22 protein-coding genes and 1 other RNA gene are annotated in these 24,344 nt (G+C 45.1%); 20 read left to right on the top strand and 3 right to left on the bottom strand.

The window, feature by feature from the left end; translation table 11 throughout:
• Positions 1-14: 14 nt before the first annotated feature.
• From R2J37_RS13420 to R2J37_RS13405, 4 genes are all read left to right on the top strand, one after another.
• Positions 15-749: an amino acid kinase family protein gene (locus R2J37_RS13420; RefSeq protein WP_316265525.1), complete on the top strand. Its 735-nt coding sequence runs from the start codon at positions 15-17 to the stop codon at positions 747-749.
• Positions 750-2,459 (top strand): sensor histidine kinase, encoded by a 1,710-nt coding sequence (locus tag R2J37_RS13415; protein ID WP_316265522.1) that lies wholly within the window; start codon positions 750-752, stop codon positions 2,457-2,459.
• Positions 2,434-3,957, top strand: coding sequence for a response regulator transcription factor (locus R2J37_RS13410; protein WP_316265520.1), 1,524 nt, complete (start codon positions 2,434-2,436; stop codon positions 3,955-3,957). Before R2J37_RS13415 ends, R2J37_RS13410 begins: the two co-directional genes overlap by 26 nt.
• 189 nt (positions 3,958-4,146) lie before the next feature.
• Positions 4,147-4,383, top strand: coding sequence for an HPr family phosphocarrier protein (locus R2J37_RS13405; protein ID WP_230105211.1), 237 nt, complete (start codon positions 4,147-4,149; stop codon positions 4,381-4,383).
• Positions 4,384-4,454: 71 nt separating this feature from the next.
• On the opposite strand, the gene R2J37_RS13400 is transcribed toward R2J37_RS13405, so the two are convergent.
• Positions 4,455-5,489 (bottom strand): acyltransferase family protein, encoded by a 1,035-nt coding sequence (locus R2J37_RS13400; RefSeq protein WP_316265519.1) that lies wholly within the window; start codon positions 5,487-5,489, stop codon positions 4,455-4,457.
• Positions 5,490-5,746: 257 nt separating this feature from the next.
• On the opposite strand from R2J37_RS13400, the gene R2J37_RS13395 reads away from it, so the two are divergent.
• From R2J37_RS13395 to eno, 4 genes are all read left to right on the top strand, one after another.
• Complete coding sequence (locus R2J37_RS13395) at positions 5,747-6,460, top strand: IMP cyclohydrolase (protein WP_256193088.1); 714 nt, start codon at positions 5,747-5,749, stop codon at positions 6,458-6,460.
• A 40-nt stretch (positions 6,461-6,500) separates the two neighbouring features.
• On the top strand, positions 6,501-7,679 hold the full coding sequence (locus R2J37_RS13390; protein WP_230105214.1) for a phosphoribosylaminoimidazolecarboxamide formyltransferase: 1,179 nt from the start codon (positions 6,501-6,503) through the stop codon (positions 7,677-7,679).
• Between the two features lie 111 nt (positions 7,680-7,790).
• Positions 7,791-9,140 (top strand): phosphoglucosamine mutase, encoded by a 1,350-nt coding sequence (gene glmM / locus R2J37_RS13385; RefSeq protein ID WP_230105215.1) that lies wholly within the window; start codon positions 7,791-7,793, stop codon positions 9,138-9,140.
• A gap of 113 nt (positions 9,141-9,253) precedes the next feature.
• Complete coding sequence (gene eno, locus R2J37_RS13380) at positions 9,254-10,543, top strand: phosphopyruvate hydratase (protein ID WP_316265517.1); 1,290 nt, start codon at positions 9,254-9,256, stop codon at positions 10,541-10,543.
• Between the two features lie 5 nt (positions 10,544-10,548).
• Here eno and R2J37_RS13375 read toward each other — a convergent pair whose 3' ends face one another.
• Positions 10,549-11,583, bottom strand: a complete 1,035-nt coding sequence (locus tag R2J37_RS13375) for a YeiH family protein (protein ID WP_316265515.1) — start codon at positions 11,581-11,583, stop codon at positions 10,549-10,551.
• 143 nt (positions 11,584-11,726) lie between these two features.
• Between R2J37_RS13375 and R2J37_RS13370 the strand changes: the two genes are divergently transcribed.
• The 8 genes from R2J37_RS13370 (at position 11,727) to ssrA (ending at position 18,182) form a co-directional block, all read left to right on the top strand.
• Positions 11,727-12,620, top strand: a complete 894-nt coding sequence (locus R2J37_RS13370) for a LysR substrate-binding domain-containing protein (RefSeq protein WP_316265513.1) — start codon at positions 11,727-11,729, stop codon at positions 12,618-12,620.
• A 68-nt stretch (positions 12,621-12,688) separates the two neighbouring features.
• Positions 12,689-12,931, top strand: a complete 243-nt coding sequence (gene secG, locus R2J37_RS13365) for a preprotein translocase subunit SecG (RefSeq protein ID WP_230105219.1) — start codon at positions 12,689-12,691, stop codon at positions 12,929-12,931.
• 82 nt (positions 12,932-13,013) lie between these two features.
• On the top strand, positions 13,014-15,170 hold the full coding sequence (gene rnr, locus R2J37_RS13360) for a ribonuclease R (RefSeq protein WP_230105220.1): 2,157 nt from the start codon (positions 13,014-13,016) through the stop codon (positions 15,168-15,170).
• Positions 15,154-15,621, top strand: a complete 468-nt coding sequence (gene smpB, locus R2J37_RS13355) for an SsrA-binding protein SmpB (RefSeq protein WP_256193091.1) — start codon at positions 15,154-15,156, stop codon at positions 15,619-15,621. Before rnr ends, smpB begins: the two co-directional genes overlap by 17 nt.
• Before the next feature lie 12 nt (positions 15,622-15,633).
• Positions 15,634-15,900 (top strand): hypothetical protein, encoded by a 267-nt coding sequence (locus tag R2J37_RS13350; protein ID WP_256193092.1) that lies wholly within the window; start codon positions 15,634-15,636, stop codon positions 15,898-15,900.
• A gap of 1 nt (position 15,901) precedes the next feature.
• Complete coding sequence (locus tag R2J37_RS13345) at positions 15,902-16,489, top strand: zinc-ribbon domain-containing protein (protein WP_256193093.1); 588 nt, start codon at positions 15,902-15,904, stop codon at positions 16,487-16,489.
• Between the two features lie 45 nt (positions 16,490-16,534).
• A complete protein-coding gene (locus R2J37_RS13340) occupies positions 16,535-17,734 on the top strand; it encodes a pyridoxal phosphate-dependent aminotransferase (RefSeq protein ID WP_316265509.1) in 1,200 nt (399 codons plus the stop codon).
• Positions 17,735-17,830: 96 nt separating this feature from the next.
• Positions 17,831-18,182: a transfer-messenger RNA gene (gene ssrA / locus R2J37_RS13335) on the top strand.
• Positions 18,183-18,305: 123 nt separating this feature from the next.
• Here the strand turns inward: ssrA and R2J37_RS13330 are convergent.
• On the bottom strand, positions 18,306-19,283 hold the full coding sequence (locus R2J37_RS13330; protein WP_230105225.1) for a LysR family transcriptional regulator: 978 nt from the start codon (positions 19,281-19,283) through the stop codon (positions 18,306-18,308).
• A gap of 152 nt (positions 19,284-19,435) precedes the next feature.
• On the opposite strand from R2J37_RS13330, the gene R2J37_RS13325 reads away from it, so the two are divergent.
• The 4 genes from R2J37_RS13325 (at position 19,436) to pepV (ending at position 24,326) form a co-directional block, all read left to right on the top strand.
• Positions 19,436-20,122, top strand: coding sequence for an AroM family protein (locus R2J37_RS13325; protein ID WP_230105226.1), 687 nt, complete (start codon positions 19,436-19,438; stop codon positions 20,120-20,122).
• Positions 20,123-20,140: 18 nt separating this feature from the next.
• Positions 20,141-21,205, top strand: a complete 1,065-nt coding sequence (locus R2J37_RS13320) for a 2,5-dihydroxypyridine 5,6-dioxygenase NicX family protein (RefSeq protein WP_230105227.1) — start codon at positions 20,141-20,143, stop codon at positions 21,203-21,205.
• A 94-nt stretch (positions 21,206-21,299) separates the two neighbouring features.
• Entirely contained in the window at positions 21,300-22,892 is a 1,593-nt protein-coding gene (locus tag R2J37_RS13315) for an OPT/YSL family transporter (RefSeq protein ID WP_316265507.1), read from the top strand.
• Between the two features lie 30 nt (positions 22,893-22,922).
• Entirely contained in the window at positions 22,923-24,326 is a 1,404-nt protein-coding gene (gene pepV, locus R2J37_RS13310) for a dipeptidase PepV (RefSeq protein ID WP_230105229.1), read from the top strand.
• Positions 24,327-24,344: the final 18 nt, after the last annotated feature.

The raw sequence follows: 24,344 nt of genomic DNA, 5'->3' as shown, positions 1-24,344 counted from the left end.
AAGGAGAAGGGAAAATGGAACAGAAAGTATTTGAGGAGATTGAACGCAAAGCGGAAATTCTGATCAGGGCGCTTCCCTATATCAGAGATTTCAACAGGCAGGTGGCGGTCATTGAATATGGGTGCCGTAAGTATTTAAGTCCTGTAGCAGAACAGGATCTGATGCAGGATATTGCTCTTTTAAAAACAGTAGGAATGAAACCGGTAGTTGTCCATGATGCTCCAATGGGAGTAGATAAATTCAGGGAGAATAAGCGTATTGCCAAGCTTTTGGAATTATGCGGCACGAAGGCGATCGGCGTGTGCGGCATCGATTCCCATACCCTTCACATGATGCTGGACAATGATTATATTCCGGTTATCATGCCCAATGATATTGACAATGAAAACGTAGTGATTGATTCCAAGGATGCTGCGCTTGAAACGGCGGTGGTCCTTCATGCGGACAAGCTGATCTATCTTTCTTCCCACAGGGGAATATGGAAGGATGAGAAAAGAACCGAAGTTTATCCTCATCTGACGGTAGAGAAGATCCAGAAGATGAAAGAAGAGGGAAAAGTGACCGAGGGCGTTATGTCCAGAGTGGAACGGGGACTTACGGCAATCGAGAAGGGAGTAAACCGTGTACATCTCCTGGATGGAAGGATGCAGCATGCCCTCCTTTTGGAATTTTTCAGTGTAGCAGGAGTAGGGACGGCCATGATTAAGGATGAAAATCAGCTCTATGCTCATGAAAAGGATGAAGATTAGATGAGAAAAGAAAAAACCTTCCGGGAAAAGCTGCTGCCGCTTATTCTGGCGCTGGCAGCCATACCGGTTGTGATTCTTTCTGTTATGGCAATCGTCAGCCTGGAAGAAACTCTTACTGACCGCTATCAGGAACAGGTAAAAAACGATCTGCAGCAGTCAGTAAGAATGCTTGATGTTACTCTGGACAAATATACTTCTATTCTGCACGAATTATCAACAGATGAAGAATTTCAGGAAAACGTCCGGAATCTTGGAGAAGAACAGGGGAAGGGAAAAGCAGCCGGAGAAAGTATACAGCAGGACTTTGCATATATTTGCCGGAGAAACACCGGTATAGAAGGGATGAGCCTGCTGGGACCGAGGGGGACTTCGCTCTTCTATGAAAGAGAGGAAGAAGCCTCAAAGTCTGACAGCTGGATGGATGAGAGCCTTTTTGTGGAAACAGATCAGGAGATTACTTACCATACAGATACTGCACCTGTGTTTACGAAATCAGGGGAGCAGTATCTCTTTCATATTATCGGTCTTATAAAAGATGAGGAAGAAAATGCAATAGGTCAGGTAGTAATGAGCCTGAATGAAAACGTGATCAGAGAAACTATTCAAAACGGCTCCAATACAACGACTTTTATCATCGATAAAGGCAGGGTGATCAGCTCATCAGACTCTTCCGCCATCGGCATTTCTACAAAAGAGCTAAGTGATGACAGTTCTTATGTGGAGACAAGAACAATGAAGGATACAGGATGGAAGATTGAGGAGCATTACTCTCTTAGTCTGTATGCGCGGACTCTCTGGGGGCAGGTGATATTTGAATTGATGATTGCTGTCGCTGTTATTGTTATTCTGGTAGTTGTAGCCTATTTTATGTCAGCGCCTCTGGTGCGGCAGGTGGGACGGATTGTGACAGCTATGAATGCCGCAAGAAGCGGGGACTTTTCTGTGAGACTGACGGCAGATAAGAAGATGCCTTACGAACTGAATCGGATTTCAGAAGGGTTTAATGACATGATGCGTCAGATCGATATTCTGGATAAGCAGGGCAGGGCGGCAGCAGAGGAACAAAGGAATGCAGAACTCCAGGCTCTTGAAGCGCAGATAGACCCTCATTTTCTCTACAATACACTGGATGCGATCAACTGGAAAGCAATTGAAAAGGGGGAACTGGAAATCAGCCAGATGTTAGGAGATCTTGCTGATATCCTTCGTTACTCTGTGATGAACGCCGGTGAAGAAACAACGGTAAGAGGGGAGCTTTACTGGCTTCGTCAATATGTCAGGCTGCAGCAGGAAAGAATCGGGAAGGAAATTCTCATAGAGGAAGATGTGCCGGAAGATATAAAAAATAGAAAGCTCCATAAACTGCTGCTTCAGCCTTTTGCGGAAAACAGTATCCGGCACGGGTTCCGCGATCAGCAAGGAGAATGCAGGCTCCTGATACGCATGGCACAGGAGGAAGGTCTGCTTCATATTGTCATAGAAGACAATGGAAAAGGGATTGGGGAACGGGAACTGGAAAAGATCAGGCAGAAGGAACCGGAAAACGGGCACGTAGGAATAGAAAATGTAAGGAAGAGGCTTCAGTTGTATTATTCCAGCAGAGCATCCCTGGAATTTGAAAGTGTTCCGGGAGAATTTACAAGAGTACATATGTATATTCCTACAGAAAAAGGCGGCGATATAGATGAAAATCGTGATTGTAGAAGATGAAGCGGCAATACGAAATGGAATGGGAAATATACTGAAAAAGCTGAATCCGGCATATGAGCTTGTGGGAAAAGCGTCAAACGGGATAGAAGGATTGGAAATGATCCGGAAAGAGAAGCCGGATTTGGTGATCCTGGATATCCGTATGCCCGATATGGACGGCCTTGAGATGCTGAAAGTACTCAGACAGGAGAACAATGGCTGCAGGGCAGTGGTTTTAACGGCCTATTCTGATTTTGACTATGCGAAAACAGCAATTGAACTAGGAATTGAAAATTATCTTCTTAAACCGGTAAAGCTTAAGGAACTGGAAGAGACTTTAAAGCTTGCCGAAAAAAGGATCAATGAGGAAAAAGAACAAAAGAAAAAATATTCATTGGAGTCGGCTTTAACCCTGGCTTTGGCAGAGATGCCGGAAACAGATACCTATATGAAAGAACAGCTGATGGAGAAGTATGGATTTGACGCAGATGGAAATTTGGGCATTTTCTTCGTGTGGCTGGGAGAGCGGTTTCAGGATTATGCAGAGGAGATTTACAGCAGCCTTAAGGAGGCAGGCAGGAACAGTGGGATTTTTTCTTCCTGTGCTCTCAAAAGAGAAAAGAGAGACCTTGTGATGGCAGTACTGTATCGGATGCCGGGTCAGGAAGAAGCAGCGGCATACATAGAAACAAAGCTTGCTTCTGTGATTTCGGGGCAGACAGGAGGCCGGGCGGTCATGGGGCTTCATTTTTGCCATGGGCTTAAGGGGCTGTCAGAGGCAGCGGCGGGTCTTTTTGGCGTACTCGATTATTCTCTGACCGGAGGGGGACGGGAGCTTATATATTATGACAAGATCCTGGAAATGGGGAAGGAGCCGTTCAAATATCCGCTGGAGCTGGAAACAAGAGTAAAACAGGCAGTTGCAGGGAAGAACAGTACCGAAATATCCAGGTGTGTGGATAAGTTTATCGCTTACTGCAAGGCGGGAGATTTCCATCCGGCAGCAGTTAAAGAAGCCTGTTTCCGCTATTTCAGTGTGGTTTTCCATGCGGCGCGGGAGTACGGAAGGATCTATCAGACAGATCTTCCCGTGGCCCGGCGGATGCAGGAGATGATGGAAGCTGTGACATGGCAGCAGATCAGAGATGTATTTTCTGACTGTATGAGTCAGATTGAAGGAGAGAATGAGGAGCAGGATGAAAGTCTTCTTGTGAGAAAGGCACGTGTTCTGATTGGAGATTATTATAATCAGGGAATTACATTGGAAGAGATTGCGGATAAGCTGGGGGTGTCGGGAGAATATTTGAGTACGCGGCTGAAAAAAGAAACCGGCATGACATTTACGGAGACAATGAAAAAAGTCAGAATAGAGCGTATCAAAGAACTCCTTGTGTCTACCAGTTTAAAGCTGAACCAGATCGCAGACCAGGCAGGCTACAGTGATCCGAAATACATGAGCAGGATTTTCAGGGAAGAGACAGGAATGCTTCCTTCAGAATACCGGAAAACACATTTGTAGGAGGGAACGATACAGAGGATACGGGGAAAATACACGAAAAAGATTAAAAAATTACTCCTTTTTTAAAAATATGAGCCTGTTTTTTTGGCAATAATGATATATGATAGTCTTGACTTGGAAAAAATGGAACATAATAAGACAGACAAGAATATATAGTTTTAAGAAAATTTTAGGAAAAGGGGAAGACGTATGAGTCAGGTAAAAGTACAATTCAAAACGCCGGAAGAAGTTATGGATTTTACAAATGTTGTTTCAAAGTATGATTACAACATGGATCTGAAGAAAAGCAGCAGAAAAGTTGTTGACGCAAAATCGCTGCTTGGTATTCTTGCTCTCGGACTGGAAAATAACCTGGAGCTGTGTATTTATTCCGACGAAGACTGCAGTGAAGTTGTAAATGCGATCGGGAAGTATGTCGTTGCATAGAAGTATTTAAAATGAAAAAATGAGGGAGAGCCGCAGATCATCAGCGATGGATGAACAGGCGGCCTCCCTTTTTAATTTACATTTTTGTTTTCACGATAAGATTTCCCGAAAGAAGGTCTGTTGCCGGAAGGAGGAATCAGATGGGAAATCCGATCTGTAATTCTGACCAGGATATCGGAAGAACCGATGAAAGCAAGGCTTGTGCAGAAAGCAAGCAAAAGGATGGTCTCCGGAATAGTATTTATATTCTGCAGGATATGGGAACCGTATTTAAAGCAGGAGTATACAAGCCCGTGAAAGATGTAGATCGGCATGGTCCGACTGCCCAGGTAAGAGAAAAATGTGCGTTTCTCCGTTATGATAAAGGCGATCAGGAAAGTCAGAGCAAATCCTGCACCATAGCAGATCAGGCGCACCAGCATTCCTTCCAGAGGAGCTTGTCCCAGGTAATGATAATTGTATCTTCCGTAGCATATCTTAGGATCATAGCCTTTGTGGATCGGATCAGCGACAAGGAAAACGGTGGCAAAGATCAGTCCTGCAGCTGAAAGAATACGTATCCGGCGGGTACGCATCCTTGTGAAAAATTCCCGGTTCATATGATAGCCTGCCAGGAAGTAAGGATAGAAGACCAGGATCCTTGGAATGGAGAGGAAGTTGTCTTTCATTCCGGACAGCCCGATCAGGAGTCCTGCCGCAACTGCAAGGATCATATGTCCCGGCAGCTTTTTGAAGTAGGGAGTTGCCAATCTCCATGCAAAAAGAGCTAGAATATACCACAGAGAAAACTTCGGATAGAGAAGATAGAGTCCTGTGGGCCTGTGCAGGATGAAGGTGTACAGGGCATAATAAACACATTCATATACGAGATATGGAATGAGGAGCTTTTGGATCAGCTCTGTCAAAGAATGCTGGCGTTTGGAAAAATATCCTGATATGTAGATAAAAGCCGGCATATGAAAAGATGAGATCAGCCATTTTAAATTGTATAAAAAAGCATTATTTCCATAGTTTAAGTCTGTAAAGTGTCCCATAATGACAAGGACGATCAAGACAGCTTTATAATTGTCAAAAAGAAAATCACGCTTTGCGGTTGTTGTATCCATTGGAATCCCCCTTGCTAAAATGCAGCGGCATACAGAAACATCTGTGCTTCTGCAAAAAACTGCCGAATTTCGCAGAAGATATCTTACTCCTTTTTGGGGAGGGAGACAAGGGTTTTCTTATAAATAATGCTAATTAATAGTGGAAAGTTATTGGTAATTCTTATATAATGATAGAGGAAAACCTCGGCTGGCAAAGAATGTGTGCCTGCAGCCGGGGACAGATAAACCAGCAAATGGCATGAAAAGGAGAGGGATACATGGAAATGTTATCAATTGAAAAAGAATTACAGGGAAATTCTTATCCGGGCAGAGGAATCATTATTGGAAGAAGTGCAGATGGGAAAAATGCAGTGACAGCATATTTTATTATGGGAAGAAGTGAAAACAGCCGCAACCGCATTTTCGTAGAAGACGGTGACGGAATCCGTACTCAGGCATTTGATCCTTCTAAGTTGACGGACCCAAGCCTGATCATCTATGCACCGGTGCGCGTGCTGGGAAATAAGACGATCGTGACAAACGGAGATCAGACAGACACGATCTATGAAGGTATGGACAAGCAGATGACATTTGAACAATCTCTTCGCTGCAGAGAATTTGAGCCGGACGGCCCTAATTATACACCTCGCATTTCCGGTATCATGCATATAGAAGGCGGAAAATACAGCTATGCAATGTCTATTTTAAAGAGCAATAACGGAAGCCCTGAAAGCTGTAATCGTTTTACATTTGCCTATGAGAATGCAGCTCCGGGAGAGGGACATTTTATCCATACATATATGCATGACGGCAATCCTCTGCCAAGTTTTGAAGGTGAACCGAAGCTGATCGGGATTCCGGATGATATGGATGCTTTTGCAGAAAGTCTCTGGAGCAGTCTGAATGAGGAAAATAAGGTCTCCTTGTTTGTGCGTTATATTGATATAGAAACGGGAAAGTGGCAGACACGTATCATCAATAAAAATCAGTAGTTTTTTGAAGAGAAAAAACAAAAGAAAGGAACAGATAAAAATGAAAGAATTACAGTTGAAATATGGATGCAACCCTAATCAGAAACCATCCAGGATCTATGTGGCAGACGGAAGTGATCTCCCGATCCAGGTGCTGAACGGGAAACCGGGATATATCAATTTTATGGATGCCTTCAATGGATGGCAGCTTGTAAAAGAACTGAAGAAAGCCACCGGATATCCGGCAGCCACTTCCTTTAAGCATGTATCCCCGGCAGGGGCTGCGATCGGCCTTCCATTAAGCGAAACCCTTGCCAAGATTTACTGGGTAGATGACCTGGGAGAGCTTTCTTTGCTTGCCAGCGCTTACGCAAGAGCCAGGGGAGCCGACAGAATGTCTTCCTTCGGAGATTTCATTGCTCTGTCTGATGTTTGTGATACAGATACAGCAAGACTGATCAAGAGGGAAGTATCCGACGGAGTGATCGCGCCGGGTTATGAGCCGGAAGCGCTGGAAATCCTGAAGCAGAAGAAAAAAGGAAACTACAATATCATTCAGATCGATGAGGATTATACTCCGGCAGCTCTGGAACATAAAGAGGTTTATGGAATCACATTTGAGCAGGGAAGAAATGAGCTGAATATCGGTGAAGATTTCTTCGACAATATCGTGACAGAGAACAAGGAACTGACAAAAGAGGCTAAGATCGATCTTGCTATCTCTATGATCACACTGAAATATACCCAGTCTAATTCCGTGTGCTATGTGAAAGGCGGACAGGCAATCGGAATCGGAGCAGGACAGCAGTCCAGGATCCACTGTACAAGGCTGGCAGGTCAGAAGGCAGACAATTGGTACCTTCGCCAGTCACCCAAGGTAATGGGACTTGAGTTCCTTCCGTCTATCGGAAGAGCAGACAGGGACAATGCTATTGACCTGTATATCGGAGAAGACTACATGGATGTGCTGGCAGAAGGAGAATGGCAGAAAATTTTTGTAAGGAAGCCGGAAGTCTTTACAAGAGAAGAAAAAAGAGCATGGCTGGATCAGATGACAGACGTTGCTCTTGGCTCTGATGCTTTCTTCCCATTTGGGGACAATATTGAGCGCGCCCACAGAAGCGGAGTGAAATATATCGCTCAGCCGGGCGGTTCTGTGAGAGACGATAATGTCATCGAAGTGTGCAATAAATACGGTATAGTGATGTCATTTACGGGGATCCGCCTTTTCCATCATTAAAATTTGTTGTATATTTGACGCAAAACGATTATAATAGTTTTGTGTGAGACTGATTGTGCAAAAAAAACGGACAATCGGTCAAAAATATGCGGTAAAAGGAGAATTAGTAAGATGGGAAAATATTTCGGTACAGATGGCTTTCGGGGAGAAGCCAATGAAGTATTGACAGTAGAACATGCTTTTAAGGTAGGCCGGTTTCTGGGATGGTATTATGGACAGGAGCACAAGGCGAGAGTAGTGATCGGAAAAGATACAAGAAGAAGCAGTTATATGTTTGAGTATGCGCTTGTTGCAGGTCTGACCGCATCAGGTGCGGATGCGTTCCTTCTTCACGTAACAACAACTCCCAGCGTGTCCTATGTAACAAGAACAGAAAACTTTGACTGTGGTATTATGATCTCTGCAAGCCATAACCCGTTCTATGACAATGGAATTAAGGTGATCAACGGAAAAGGGCATAAACTGGAGGCCGAGGTAGAAGAAAAAATCGAGGCTTATATTGACGGCGAGATAGGAGAACTGCCCCTTGCAAAGAAAGACAATATCGGGCGGACAACAGACTATGTGGCAGGAAGAAACCGGTATGTAGGATATCTGATTTCTCTTGCGACCCGTTCTTTTGAAGGAATTAAAGTAGGACTTGACTGTTCCAACGGAAGCGCGTTTATGATCGCTAAAAGCGTGTATGATGCTCTTGGAGCTAAAACATACGTCATCAATAACGAGCCAAATGGTACAAATATTAACTTAAACTGCGGCTCCACTCATATAGAAGTACTGCAGCAGTATGTCAAAGAAGAGGGCCTGGATATTGCGTTCGCCTACGATGGTGATGCAGACCGCTGCATCGCAGTAGATGAAAACGGAAATGTAGTGGACGGCGATATGATCATGTATGTCTGCGGAAAATACATGAAAGAAAACGGACGTCTCAATGGAGATACCATTGTTACAACGATCATGTCCAATCTGGGACTTTACAAAGCCTGTGATAAAGTGGGACTGAAGTATGAAAAGACGGCAGTTGGAGATAAATATGTCTATGAAAACATGGTGAAAAACAATTTCTCCCTGGGCGGGGAACAGTCCGGACATATTATTTTCAGCAAACATGCTACAACCGGAGACGGCATCTTGACCTCCCTTATGGTTATGGAAGTTATGCTGGAGAAGAAGTTAAGCCTTGGCAAACTGACAGAGGAAGTCAAGATTTATCCGCAGCTTCTGAAAAATGTGCGTGTAACTGACAAAAAGACAGCAAGAGAAAATCCGGCTGTTGTAAAAGCAGTAGAGGAAGTAACAGCGGCCCTTGGTGATGACGGACGTATTCTGGTAAGAGAAAGCGGAACAGAACCTGTGATCCGTGTTATGGTGGAGGCTGCTACTGACGAGCTGTGCAGCAAATATGTGGATCAGGTAGTCGAGGTTATATATAAGGAAAATCTGGTTGCCGAAGCATAAGAACATAGAGTGAAAAATCATTGCCCCGCAGTATTCTGCGGGGTATTTTGATGAGGAAAAGGGACATACTAATTCCTGGAGCCGGCAAAACGGTTTAAAAAGGAGGAGTCAGTATGTATCAGTATTTACCGATTACAGATGTATACGCAAGAGAAATCATTGATTCCCGGGGAAATCCAACGATAGAAGTGGAAGTGCTTGCTGCAGATAAATACCTTGGAAGAGCCAGCGTTCCGTCCGGCGCCTCCACAGGACAGTATGAGGCTGTGGAATTAAGGGATGGAGAGGAACGTTACGGAGGGAAAGGGGTACAGCAGGCGGCGGAAAATGTCAATACAAAGATTGCTTCGGAGATCATCGGAAAAAATGTACTGGATCAGGTGGCCTTAGACGAACTGCTGATAAAGCTGGACGGGACGCCCAACAAGAGGAATATGGGCGCTAATGCGACGCTGGGGGTTTCCATGGCGGCGGCCAGGGCAGCAGCAGCGGCGTTAAGGCTTCCGCTTTATTCTTATCTGGGAGGGGTTAATGCGAAGACGATGCCCATTCCAATGATGAATATTATGAACGGCGGACAGCATGCAGACAATACGATCGATATTCAGGAATTTATGATCATGCCGTCCGGAGCGTGCTGTTTCAAAGAGGGATTGCGCATGTGTTCGGAAATATACCATCATCTGAAAGCGCTGCTGAAAAAACAGGGATACAGCACGGGAGTAGGAGATGAAGGAGGATTCGCTCCAAATCTGAAAGATGCAAAGGAAGCCCTTGCCTTTATTATGGAAGCAGTACAGGCGGCCGGATATGAACCGGGAGAGGATATACGGATCGCACTGGATGTGGCGGCGTCGGAACTCTATGACAGCAAGCTGAAAAAGTATGTGTTTGCGGGGGAGAGCAGTATGCATGGATTCAAGGTGGCGCGTACAGTGGAGGAACTGATAGACTACTATGAAGAACTTGCATCCGAGTTTCCTGTTGTTTCCATTGAAGACCCTCTCGACGAAGAGGACTGGGAGGGATGGGAACTTCTGACAGCCAGACTGGAACGGGATATCCAGCTTGTAGGAGATGACCTTTTTGTGACAAATGTAAGAAGGCTGCGAAAAGGTATTGAACGAAGTGTGGCAAATGCAATTCTTATTAAAGTTAACCAGATCGGAACGTTGACAGAGGCGTTTGACGCCATAGAGACAGCAAAAAAGGCAGGATACCAGGCGATCATTTCCCATCGGTCCGGAGAGACGGAAGACGCGGTTATAGCGGATATTGCAGTGGCCTTTAACGCCGGACAGATAAAAACAGGCGCACCCTGCAGAGCAGAGCGCACCTCAAAATATAATCAGCTTCTTCGGATAGAAGAACGATTGGGCGATACCGCCCGTTATGGATTTTAAAAGGTTTACCAGATACCAAGCACATGCTGGAGGATCAGGCTGACGGCAGTAATGCCAACCCAGCAGCAAAGGCCGAGGATAATAGGTTTGCCTCCTGTTTTTACCAGTTTCACAATGTTGGTATTCAGTCCGATGGCAGCCATGGCAACAACAATGAAAAATTTGCTCAGTTCTTTGATGGGAGCAAAAAAATCTGAAGATACACCGAACACATTTGTCGCCACTGTTGTGATGATGGAAGCGACAATAAAATAGATAATAAAGAAGGGGAAAATCTTTTTCAGGCTGACGGAGCTTCCGGAAGAAGATTTTTCCTTTTTTGTGCGATAAAGAGCAAGCACCAGAGTGATCGGGATGATGGCCAGCGTCCGGGTGAGTTTTACAGTGACGGCTTTGTCCAGGGTGGCAGATCCAAGCGCAAACATGTTGTCCCAGGTAGAAGCTGCAGCTGTAACGGATGAAGTGTCATTGATGGCTGTACCGGCAAAAATACCGAAAGCTTCGCCGCTTGTCTGGTCAAATCCCAGGAAATTTCCAAAATGTGGGAAGATTACTGCAGCCAGCACATTGAAGAAGAAAATAACGGAAATAGCCTGGGCGACTTCTTCGTCATCCGCATCAATAACAGGAGCCGTGGCGGCAATGGCGGAACCGCCGCATATGGAGGAGCCGACGCCCACTAAAGTGGCAATACGTGCCGGAATATGCATAACTTTGCTTAAAAAGTATGCCAGGATAAGTGAAGTGGCAATGGTGCAGATAATGATAGGAAGGGATTGCTTTCCTGTATCCAGGATAACGGAAAGATTCAGTCCGAATCCAAGGAGAATAACCGCGTACTGCAGAATTTTCTTGGCGGAATAATTAATACCGTCCTGAACAGAAGATTTATCTTTTATAAATAGTGTAACGATCATTCCAAGAATGATGGCGACCACAGGACCTCCGATGATAGGGAATGCTGTTCCGAGAAACCATGCGGGAACTGCAATGAGAAGGCACAGCAGAAGCCCTTTCATATTTTTAGTGACAACTTCCATAGTTTACCTCTTTTCTTTCTCTTGTGAGTTTCAACAGTAGTTTCGGCCTGAACCGATGCTTTTAATTTATCACAGAAAAATAATAATGTAAAATTATAATAAATTATGATATGATAAAAATAATTTATATAAGGAGGGGAAATATGCTGGATTTTCGGATGGAGACATTTGTTACTGTATGCAAATATATGAATTATACAAAGGCTGCCAACGCCCTGCATATTACACAGCCGGCTGTGTCCCAGCACATGCGCCATATAGAAGAAGAATATGGGGTGAAACTGTTTGAATTTCAGGGGAAAAAACTGTTTTTGACAAAGGATGGGAGAGCGCTTCTGAATATGGCTGTGACCTGGCAGCATGATGACCAGGCTCTTCGGAGAAAATTTCAGGAAAACGCTGCCGGGCAGCGCCATCTGATCTTTGGGGTGACTCTGACGATCGGAGAATATGTGATAGGTGATTATCTTGCCGGATATATGAAAAAGCACCCTCATACGCAGATCAGGCTTACCATTGCCAATACGGAGGGGCTTTTGAAGAAGCTGGATGAAGGAGAAATTGATTTTGCTGTAGTAGAAGGATATTTTGAAAAAAGCGACTATGATTTTCAGCTTTTCCGAAAAGAACGTTACATAGGAGTAGCGAGTCCCTACGGCGCCAAGGTAAAAATGAGCGGGGAAAAATGCGGGTGGCCCCGGATTTTCGGAGAGACATTGATCGTCCGGGAGCAGGGTTCCGGCACGAGGGAAGTGTTGGAGAGGGCGCTTAGGGAAGACGGCTATCAGATCGGTGATTTTGACAATGTGGTGGAAATCAGCAATATGAACGCTATCAAATCTATTGTAATGGGCGGAGGAGGAATATCTTTCCTGTATGAAGCGGCGGTGAAGAAGGAGATTGGAGAAGGAAGTCTTGTGGAACTTCCTGTGGAAGGCTTTCCCAAATACCATGATTTTACTTTTATCTGGCGGAAGAACAGCATTTTTTCACAGCAGTATAAAGAACTGCTCTTCCAGATGACAAATGCTACATAAAAAAACCTTGCTATCCGGGGAACAGTATGATAGAATATATTTGGTTTATCCACAGGAGGTGTGAAAAAGTGGAAATTTTGAAGATGGTATTAATGATTATATTTGCTATAGACTGTATCGCATTGACAATTATCGTATTGATGCAGGAAGGAAAACAGGCAGGCCTTGGAACGATCGGAGGCATGGCGGATACTTACTGGGGACAGAATAAAGGACGTTCTATGGAAGGAGCGCTTGTCAAGATCACCAGAGTTCTTGCTGTACTTTTCATTGTACTGGCAGCAGTGCTGAATATGAAAATATTTGCCTGATCATTAAGATAAAAATGTCGAGACACTCTTGTTTGCGGATAAGAGTGTCTTTTTACGTATACAGTATAGAAGGTGACAGAAAATGGATGATAATTTTGAAAAAAGAAAAAAGGTTATCTATGATTTTATCTGCGATGACCTGTATGTGCCAATGAAATTAAAAGAGATTGCCGTTATCCTTCAGGTACCCAAAGAACAGCGCACAGAGCTGAAGGAGGTGTTGGACAGCCTGATCACAGACGGCAAGATCCGTCTCTCTCAAAAGGGGAAATACTTGCGGGGAGAAGCGGGCAGGCTTACCGGAGTATATCAGGCCCATCCAAAAGGCTTTGGGTTTGTGAGTGTAGAAGGTGAGGAGGAAGATATTTTCATCGGCGAGGCAGAGCGGTGCGGAGCCATGCAGGGAGACACCGTTGCGGTTGTGCTTCTTCGGACGCCGGAAGGAAAAAGAAAAGAAGGAAAAATCGTGGAAATCCTCTCCCGTGGGACAACCCGTATTGTAGGGTTGTATGAGAAGAGGAAAAATAAGGGGTATGGTTTTGTACGCCCGGACAATGCCAGGTTCCTTCAGGATATTTTTGTGGCAGAAGAAAACAGCAAAGGGGCAATGGACGGACACAAGGTTGTGGTGCGGCTTTTAAGCTATGGAGATGAAAACAGAAAACCGGAGGGGAAAATAGAAGAGATCCTCGGACATAAAAATGATCCGGGAACCGATATTTTATCCATTGTAAAAGGATATGATCTGCCGGTGGAATTTCCGGAGAAAGTGCTGAATCAGGCGGGAAAAGTGCCGGAGGAGATCAGCGAGGCGGATATGCAGGGCAGAAAAGATATCCGTGAATGGCAGATGGTTACCATTGACGGGGAAGACGCCAAAGATCTGGATGACGCAGTTTCTCTTACCTGGACTGACGATCACTTTACGCTGGGAGTCCACATTGCGGATGTGTCCAACTATGTGCAGGAAAGAAGCGCTTTGGACCGGGAGGCACTGAAGAGAGGAACCAGCGTCTATCTTGCAGACCGGGTGATCCCCATGCTGCCTCACCGGCTGTCTAATGGGATATGTTCTTTGAATGAAGGCGTGGACCGCCTTGCGTTGAGCTGTATTATGACGATTGACAGGCAGGGAAATGTGATCGATCATGAGATTGCTGAAACGGTGATCCGCGTAGATAAAAGGATGTCCTATACGGGAGTTAAGCAGATCCTTTCCGATCCTGACGGCGAGGAGGCAAAGGAGCAGGAAACTCTGGTACCTATGCTGAGACAGATGGCAGTGCTTTCGGAAATTTTGAGGAAAAAACGTCATAAAAGAGGAGCCATTGACTTTGATTTTCCGGAGGCAAAGATCCGGTTGGATGAGCAGGGAAAACCGATAGAGATCCAGCCCTATGACCGGAATGCGGCCACAAAGATGATCGAGGACTTTATGCTTCTTGCCAATGAGACAGTGGCGGAGGATTACTATTGGCAGGAGCTGCCGTTTGTATATCGGACCCACGAGGCTCCTGATGAGGAAAAAATCCGGAAATTTGCCATATTTATCAATAATTTCGGTTATTCCATGCATGTGGGGCAAGGGGAGGTCCATCCGAAAGAGATGCAGAAACTTTTGGAGAGGCTGGAAGGAAAACCGGAGGAGGATCTGATCAGCCGGCTTGCCCTAAGATCTATGAGACAGGCAAGATATTCACCGGAAAATACCGGACATTTCGGTCTGGCAGCGCCCTATTACACGCATTTTACTTCACCGATCCGCCGTTATCCGGATCTTCAGATCCACCGGATCATTAAGGATAACTTGAGAGGGCGGATGAACGACAAGAAAATAGAACATTACGAGTCGATCCTTCCGGAAGTGGCGAAACACTCCAGCGAAACGGAGAGAAAGGCAGAGGAGGCGGAGCGGGAGACTGTGAAGCTGAAAAAGGCGGAATATATGCAGGCCCATATTGGAGAGATATACGAGGGCATTATTTCGGGAATGACAAAATGGGGCATGTATGTGGAGCTTGAGAATACAATAGAAGGACTGGTCCATGTAGCCTCCATGCGTGACGACCATTATGAGTATTATGAAGAGCGCAGTGAGATGGCGGGGCTTCATACGGGCAGAACATATCGTTTGGGAGAAAAAGTATATGTCCGTGTGTCTGCGGCGGATCGTCTTACAAGAACAGTAGATTTTGAGATTGCAGAAAAAGGAGACTTTGAAAATGGCAAAGACCAGTGAAAAAATGATAGCCAATAATAAAAAAGCATATCATGATTATTTTATACTGGAAAAATATGAGGCTGGAATTTCTCTGGCTGGAACGGAAGTGAAATCTCTGCGTATGGGAAAATGCAGCATTAAAGAATCATTTATCCGTATCGAGAATGGAGAGGTTTATATTTACGGCATGCATATCAGCCCATATGAAAAAGGAAATATTTTCAACAAAGATCCCCTTCGCATAAGAAAGCTTCTTCTTCATAAATCCGAGATCAATAAAATGGCCGGGAAAATGAAGGAAAAAGGGATTGCAATTGTACCGCTAAAGGTATATTTTAAAGGTAGTCTTGTCAAAGTGGAGATCGGCCTTGCGAAGGGTAAAAAACTGTATGACAAGAGGCAGGATATCGCAAAAAAAGATCAGCAAAGAGAGGCAAGCAGAGAATTTAAAGTAAGGAATTTCGGATAAGGAGAAAAGGATATGGTTCCGACCAATAAAAAACAGCTAAGAGATCTGGTATCACAGACAACCATAGAAACTTACGAAGAGCTGACCCCACAGCTGGTTCAGCTGATCCAGGAGACTAACAGAAAAGAAGATCTGACAGAAGCGCAGAAACAGGACGAGATTTCTCTTCATATGATGGGGTATATCAAATCATGTACTAATGAGATTATTATAGAAGTTCTGGCGGAAATTCTTGGGCTGGAAGACGAGAAACAACCGGTACACATAGGAGGGAGATAAAATGGCTTACTGTGTAAAATGCGGAGCGAAAGTACAGGATGGAGCAAAGTTCTGCCCGGAATGCGGAGCAAGTATTCCGGAGGGGCAGGCGGAAAATAAAGATAGAGAGCAGTATACTTATACAAACCAGGATACCTGGAATTACAGTTACCAGGGCGGAGGATATCAAAAGGAACAGCAAAACGGATATCAGCACAGCGGCCCGGGCGGAAATCAGCAGTATTATCAATATAAGGAAGAAAAATTTGAAAAAGAAGATGTACAGAGAAATAAAGTGATGGGAGTGCTGTCTTATATCGGGATTCTGGTTCTTGTGCCCCTTCTGGCCGGAAATAAATCTTCGCCATATCTCCGTCATCATCTGAATCAGGGGATTGTGCTTTGGATCACCTCTCTGATCCTGAATCTGATCACCAATGGTTCCTTGCTGGGTTATCAGATATTTTATCATTATTCATGGGGACTTTCTCTTGTGGGCGGCGTGCTTTCTCTGGCCCTTTTTATCCTTGCGATTGCAGGGATCGTGAGTGCATGTAAAGGAACGAAAAATCCTTTGCCGGTGGTGGGAAGCATCCGCATATTCCAGTAAACATAATTTGTTATCAGTTTTAAGATATAAAAGGGAGAGAAAAAAGTGACAGCAGAAAGGGTAAAGCATATCGAACCTTCCAAAACAGTGGAGCTGACAGCACGCATTGCAGAGCTGAAACGGCAAGGGGAAAAAGTGATCGGCCTGAATGTGGGGGAGCCGGATTTTGTCACTCCGCCCCATATCTGTGCAGCGGCAAATCAGGCGCTGAAAGAGGGGTTCACGAAATACACGCCGGTAATGGGTATCCTGCCTCTTAGGGAGGCAATCTGCCGGAAACTGGAAAGGGAAAATCATGTCTGTTATACTCCGGATCAGATTACCATTGGAGCAGGGGCAAAGCAATGCATTTATGCTGCTCTGATGGCGGTCTGTAATCCCGGCGAGGAGATCATCATTCCATACCCGTGCTGGGTCAGCTATACTGAAATGGTAAAGATGGCCGGAGGAACTCCGGTTCTTGTGCCCTGCAGAGAAGATTTCAGCCTTGATGCGGAAGCGATCAGAAACGCTGTTACAGATAAGACAAGAGGAATCCTGATCAACACTCCCAATAATCCTACAGGAGCAGTCTATTCCGGAGAGGCGCTGAAGGAACTGGGACAGCTTGCGGTGCAAAAAGATTTCTATATCCTGGCGGATGAAGTGTATGAGGCCATGGTATATGACGGAGCAGAGCATGTGAGTATCGCTTCCCTGTCGGAATCAGAAGAGTGGAAAGACCATATTATTTTGATCAACAGTTTTTCCAAGACCTACGCAATGACAGGATGGCGTCTCGGGTATCTGGCGGCCTCTCTGGAAGTGATCGGGGCGGTCAATAAGCTTCAGAGCCAGATGGTGTCCTCCATCCATTCCCTTTCACAGAAAGCGGGAATTGCGGCATTGAACGGAAGCCAGGATTCAGTGGCTGATATGGTGGCGGAATATGAAAAAAGGCGCAGATATGTGTATAGCCGCCTTGAGAGCATGGAAGGAGTAAACTGTCGTCTGGGAGAGGGGGCTTTTTACCTTTTGCCTGATATACGCGCCTATTATGGAGCTTCCTATGGAGAATGGGAAATAAAGGATGATATTGTCATGGCGGAATACCTTCTGCAGGAGGCGCATATTGCTGTTGTTCCGGGGAGTGTGTTCTATGCGCCGGGACACCTGAGGATCACCTATGCGGCCTCGCAAGCAGAACTGAAACAGGCGATGGATCAGATGGAGGAAGCGCTGGAAAAACTGCACAGAAAAAGCTGAAATACAGAGCAGTCCTTCCTTGACATTATGCAGCCGGTTTACTATAATAAATAAGCGCCAACAGAAGACGTCTGCGGACCAGAAAGGCAGCAATCAGGGCTTGTACTGGTTTCGACGGGGGTTTGGAAGTTGGGGAAGCCATCCGTAGCGGGACACTACGTTAAAAGTTCCAATTAAATATAAACGCAGACAATAGAGAATTAGCGTACGCTGCCTAATTTCGGCGGCAGTCGGCCTTAGGTCATCCGCTGCTTAAGATCCCGGCTTCAATAAGGCGGAGCACTTCGTTTCCAAAGCTTTGAGGAAATGGAAGAATTTATGAAGCTACTGAAACCGGAAGCTTGTCATTAAGCGTCCGGCAGAGGGAATGAAAAAGTAATGACTGTGATGGGAGATGCCCTGATGGAAAGGCTTTCGGACGCGGGTTCGATTCCCGCCAGGTCCATCCTAAAGGGGGTGTCGGTTAATATCGGATTTTACCCCCTGGCATGCAAGGAAGGGACAATCCCAGAGGATTCGTTTTTTAAGAACCGGATCTTCTGTCGGATTGTCTCTTCTTTTTTTCTCGTATTTAGGGTACAAAAATCTCCCGATTTGAACAATCTGTTTCCTGACAGCCTCTTATACTTTTGATAATTGATTTTTGGGAGAAATCAGGAGAAGAGAGCACCTGTCTGCAAATATCATAAAATTGAAGGCAAAGTGGCGTGAAAAAACTATTTTTCATCCAGGCAAGGTTAATACGCGATTTTGATAAGAAATTTTTAATATATATCTGGCTGAGAAGACCATCGTCCAGCTCGTCTTGTACAACAAAACGGTAAATAAAGGAAATCCCTGTATTTTCCATGACCAGTTTCTTAACAGCGTTGATCGTGCCTATTTCTACATAAGAACGGAAATTGGTGATATCCTGATTATACTCGTGAAGGATTTTTATCAGATTGCGTTTGGAATTGGTTGCGCTTTCACGAAAAATCAGTCTGGAACTGTTCAGTTCTTCAAAATTTACGGTCTTTTCTGCCAAAGGATGCTTTGGCGAACAGACACAGATTGTTTCACATTCAAATAACTCCCGGCTTTCATATTCTGTGTGCGGGCAGTAGATATCAGATACGCAGAAATGTATGTTTCCGTTTTTTAACTGTTCTAAAAGGGTATCCGCTTCATCCAGATACATATAAACTTTTTTATCAGGGTATTTTCGGAGATATTCAGCAAGGATTAGTGGAACCAGAGATTCTCCGATTGTAACGATAGAACCGATTTTAATTTCTTCCGGTTCTTTTTCAGGAGTTTTCAGATACTCTGTGATTTGAACGGAGTCTGCCTTTACAGTCTGTGCGAAGCGGTGGAGAAGCTTGCCGTGCTCAGTCAGATGCAGTCTGCGTTTTTCATCATAATAGAACAGTTTTGTGGAGTATTGGTTTTCCAGATGTTTAATATGTTGAGTAACGGCCGGCTGCGTTATATTCAGGAGACTGGCTGTCTGGGTATAACTTCTGGTTTCGCAAAGGCTAAGAAAAGTATCTATTCTGACGTCTAACATAAAATCCCTCCCTGTGTAAATATTCAGATAAATTTAGGTATAACGACAAGTTATCGGCCTATAAGATAATATAATTTCATTTTACTAGTTATTAGTGATAGAATCAAGGTAAAGATATTCCGGATATCAAAAAAGAGGGAGGAGGATTGCAAATGAAAATTGGAGCAGTAACTATAGGACAGTCTCCTCGTGTCGATGTAACGCCAGATATTTTGCCTATTTTGGGTGATAAGATTGAGTTGCTTCAGGCGGGAGCGTTGGATGGATTGAGCCGGGAAGAGATAGAAGACATGGCGCCGGGTCCGGAGGACTACGTGCTGGTTTCCAGGCTGAATGATGGAAGTTTTGCAAAATTTGGGGAAAGTTTTATCCTGGAAAGAATGCAGAATTGTATATCTAAGCTGGAAGAACAGGGCGTTTCACTGATCATGATTTTCTGCGCAGGATCTTTCCCGGATGTTTTTCAATCGCGCGTGCCATTGGTATATCCGGCAAAAATTTTAAACGGGCTGGCAAAAGCTCTGAGTAAGGAGTCAAATATTATTGTGATCACTCCGGACGAACAGCAGATCCAGCAGGCCTACGAGCAGTGGGGGCCAATTATGAAAAAGGTAACGCCAATACCGGCAAATCCGTATGGAGACATCAATGAGGTGTACAAAGCGGCAGAATTGGCAAAGGATGCCACAGCGGATCTTATCGTGATGGATTGTATCGGTTTTACCAGAGAAGCGAGAAGAATTGTAGCAACAATCACCGGGAAACCTGTTCTGCTCTGCAGAACCACTATGGCACGTGTTGTAAGAGAAATGTTGGACGGTGAATTAACCGCAGATTAAACTAAAGGAGGAAGGAAAATGGAATACCCAATTGGAATTGAGATGTCACCAGATTATTTGTCTTATGAGGTAAGTAAAGCTGCCTATAAGCTTGTCAAAGAGGTTATGCTTGTCGAGCCGGGGGAAAATGTAGTTGTTACAGGAGATACGTCTACAGATAAAAGAGTACTTGACGCGATTATGAACGCGGCATATATCGTAGGAGCGAACCCCGTGCTGGTCTATGTTCCTACGAATGAGAAGGCGTATGCGGAACCGATAGCACCTCTTGGTAATGCGGTTGCGGTTGCAGATGTATGGATCGAGCTGTCTTATTCGTCTATCATGCTCTGTGAGTCATGGAGAAAAGCAATCGATTTTGGATGTCGTTATATCAATCTGACAGGAATGGATGTGACGATGATTGTAAAATGTATCGGCAGAGTAGATGTCGCAAGCGTTGTAGAATTGGGAGAGACATTGAAAGCTAAGATGGAAGCTGCAAATGAGATTATTATTAAAGACGGAAATGGAACCTATCTGACAGCTAAAAATGAGGGACGGCCTGTAAGACATTCCGGACAGCTTGCTACCTTTAAAGGTTACCCATTTATGATGTGCGGACAGATCAGCTGGTGTCCTATTGAAGAGACCATTAATGGAAAACTCGTGTTTGATGCGGCTATTTTCCCGCCGACGGATATGGGAATCCTTTCGGGCAATGTAGAGCTGACTCTGGAAGAGGGCAGAGTTACAAAGATTGAAGGAGGAAAGGATGCAGAAAGATTTAAAGCATGGCTGGAATCCTTCGACGATCCGAATATGTTCCGCCTTGCTCACTATTCACTTGGATTTAACCCGGGTGTTACAGAGGCAACAGGGCGGATTGTAGAAGACGAAAGAATTTTTGGCTGCATGGAGTTTGGAATCGGAAGTCAGGGAAAGATGATTCGCGGAAGTTATTGGACAGCGGCATCCCATACAGATGGAGTTGTTTCCAAACCAACCATTATTTTGGATGGCGTCACTATGGAAGAAGATGGAAAATACGTTGATCCGGAACTCATAGAAATCTGTAAAAAAATGGGTGCAGCAGGATACTAAAGAAACATAAGAGGATAGGCGCCTGAACGTTTCTGCGACTCAGGCGCTTTTTTGATACCGTCATGTAAAGGAACAGGAGAGGAGGAAAAAAAGAATGCAAGATAATCAGAAATCTAAAGCAGCGGATACATTTGAGAAAATACGATGTTCAGAGCCGATGACGATTATTTTTGGATCGGTTCTCGCGGTATTGTCAGGCATAATATGTATGCAGATCATGGGAAAGGTCGGAGTTTCGGCTAATACATCTATATTAGGCGCGATTTTTGCGATGCTTGTCGCAAGGATTCCGATGACAGTATTTGGGAAATTTAAAAGTGTGGAAAGACAGAATTATATCCAGACGATTGTGTCTGGCGCAGGTTTTTCCGCAGCAAACTGTGCCTTTGTGACAGTAGCTATCCTGTTTGTGATGGGTGAATTTGACGCTATTTTGCCAATGGCGCTGGGATGTATTTTCGGAACATTGATTTCCGTTTATACGGTAGGGGCGTTGTTTGATTCTCCTTTGTTTCCTGCCAAAGAAGCCTGGGCGCCGGGAGTGGCTACTGCGGAGGTCCTGGAGGCTGGAGATGAGGGCGGGGATAAAGCTAAACGTGTTATCCAGGGTATTGTTGTAGGAATCCTGGGAAGTATCGTAAAATTACCGGTAGGCGCCGTAGGTATCGTATTCATTGCAAACATTGTATCTATGCTGGCGTTGGGGATAGGTCTGCTGATCCGGGGATACTGTGCCCCGCTGACAGGGTTTGATCTTGGGGCGACGAGTATCCCTCAGGGCTTTATGGTTGGAGCAGGTATTATCGCATTGATCCAGTCGGTTGTATCAATCTATCAGGGCTCTGCAAAAAGAGCAAAGAAATCAGAGGGAGATGATGTGGAAGAGGGACTGACTGTTTCTGCGGGAAAGACTAAGTGGACGCTGATCATTGCGTTGCTCACCCATTTGGCTGGCGGCGTATTTGTAGGAGTGATCTGTGGAATATTTACTGGGATGTCTGCTGGTGAAATGGCCTTATGGGTACTCTGGACTGCGTTTGCCTCTGTTGCTTCGATGATTATTATAGGGAAAGCTGCAATGTATTCCGGGTGGTTTCCAGGATTTGCGGTCACTACGATTTTCATGACCATCGGTGTCGTTATGGGCTTCCATCCTCTTGCTGTTGCGGTTTTGACTGGTTATATCAGCTCTGTAGGTCCATGTTTTGCGGATATGGGATATGATTTAAAAACAGGCTGGCTGATCCGTGGAAAAGCAAAAAATCCGGAATATGAATTGTATGGAAGAAAACAACAGGTTTGGATAGAAATGCTGGGAGCTTTGATCGGAATTATTGTTGTCATCTTTTTTGCGGACATGACATTAAAAGACGGATTGATTCCGGCTACAAGTACAGTATTTGCGACTACCGCAGAGATGGGGAGCGATATGGCGCTTATGAAGGAGCTGGCCATCTGGGCGATTCCGGGAGCGATCATTCAGATAATCGGAAGAAAGTATATGTTTGGCGTCCTTTTGGCGACCGGGCTTTTGATCAATAATCCAATTTATGGAATAGGTGTTGTTGTAGCTGTTATTATCCGAAAGATTATCGGGGATGAATTTATGAACTGCCGTGATGCTGGTTTGATTGCAGGGGATGGATTATACAGCTTTTTCTCGAGTCTTATCAAAATGTTTATCTAAATGCATAGAATCAGAAAGGAAGACAGTAAAATGGAACAGAAAATCGATGAACTTGTGAAATCATACCGTAATGATATGATCCAGTCTCTAGAAGAACTGGTTAAGATTCCCAGCGTGATCAATCTGGAAAGCGCCGGAGAAGGCGCCCCGTTTGGTCAGGAAATCCGAAGCGCCCTGGATGCGCTTATGGAGCTGGCCAAGACGCTTGGATTCGAAGTGCGGGATTATGACGGCTACGCGGCTGCAGTGGATTTTGGAGCAGAAGGCAGGGAGATAGGGATCTTGTCCCACATTGATGTGGTTCCGCCGGGGAACGGCTGGTCAAAGCAGCCCTTTGTCCCGGAAATTGAGAACGGGAAAATGTACGGAAGGGGCACGATTGATGACAAAGGACCGTTGGTTGCCGCGCTTTATGCAATGAAAGCTGTGAGGGAAAGCGGCCTGCCCATTAAGAACCATGTACGGCACATCATCGGCTGTGATGAAGAGACAGGCCACCGTTGTATCAAGTATTATCTGACCAAGGAAAAAGGCCCGGATCTTGGATTTTCTCCAGATGGTATGTTTTCTGTCATCCATGCGGAGAAAGGGATCCTGCGGTTCCAGATCCAGAAGGAACGAGAGCTTCCAAACACAAAGGAACTTTGCGTGATCCGGATCAAAGGGGGAACAGTTGTAAATGCAGTACCTAACATTGCGGAGGTGTGGATTGGCGGCCCAAAGGAGCAGCTGGAAGAGATTCTTAGGGAGTTCCAGGAAAAGATTTCCAAGGGAACTGCACAGATAAGAGAGGGAAATCTTTATCTTGCGTTTACCGGAGTCAGCGCCCACGCTATGCAGCCTTGGCTGGGAGAAAATGCGATCCTGTCCATGATCCGGTTCCTAAAGGATCTGCCGTTTGCGGATTACAAGACCAGGGAATATTTCAAAGCTCTGGCTGCTCTGTTTGAAGACGGCTGGGAAGGAAGAGGCCTGGGAATTGCCTGTGAGGATCAGCTTTCAGGAAAACTCAGTATGAATCTGGGGATCCTGAATGTGGAGAAAGAACACAGTGAACTGAAGGTAGATATCCGTTGTCCTGTCCATGTTGATCTGGACACAGTCTGGAAGACAATCCGTCTGACCTGTGAGAAACATGGATTCCAACCGGAATACTGGCAGAAACGGCCGCCGCTCTATGTACCTAAAGATGCACAGCTTGTGCAGATTCTGCTGGATGTGTACGAAGATGTGACTGGGACAAGAGAAGAGGCCATCACTATCGGGGGCGGAACCTACTGCCGTGATGTAGAGAACTTTGTTTCTTTTGGTCCGGTATTTCCGGGTGAACCGGAGCTGGCTCACGAGGCAGATGAATTTGTTGATCTGGATGAGCTGGTACAGTGTGCAAGACTATATGCGCAGGCACTGTATCGGCTGCTGCAGATGGAGTAAGATTGCATAATTTTAAGA

Source organism: Claveliimonas bilis, from assembly GCF_030296775.1.
In the GTDB taxonomy this organism is placed as follows: Bacteria; Bacillota; Clostridia; order Lachnospirales; family Lachnospiraceae; genus Claveliimonas; species Claveliimonas bilis.
The sequence above is the reverse complement of the archived record's forward strand: the minus strand, read 5'-3'. Positions and strand labels throughout refer to the sequence as shown.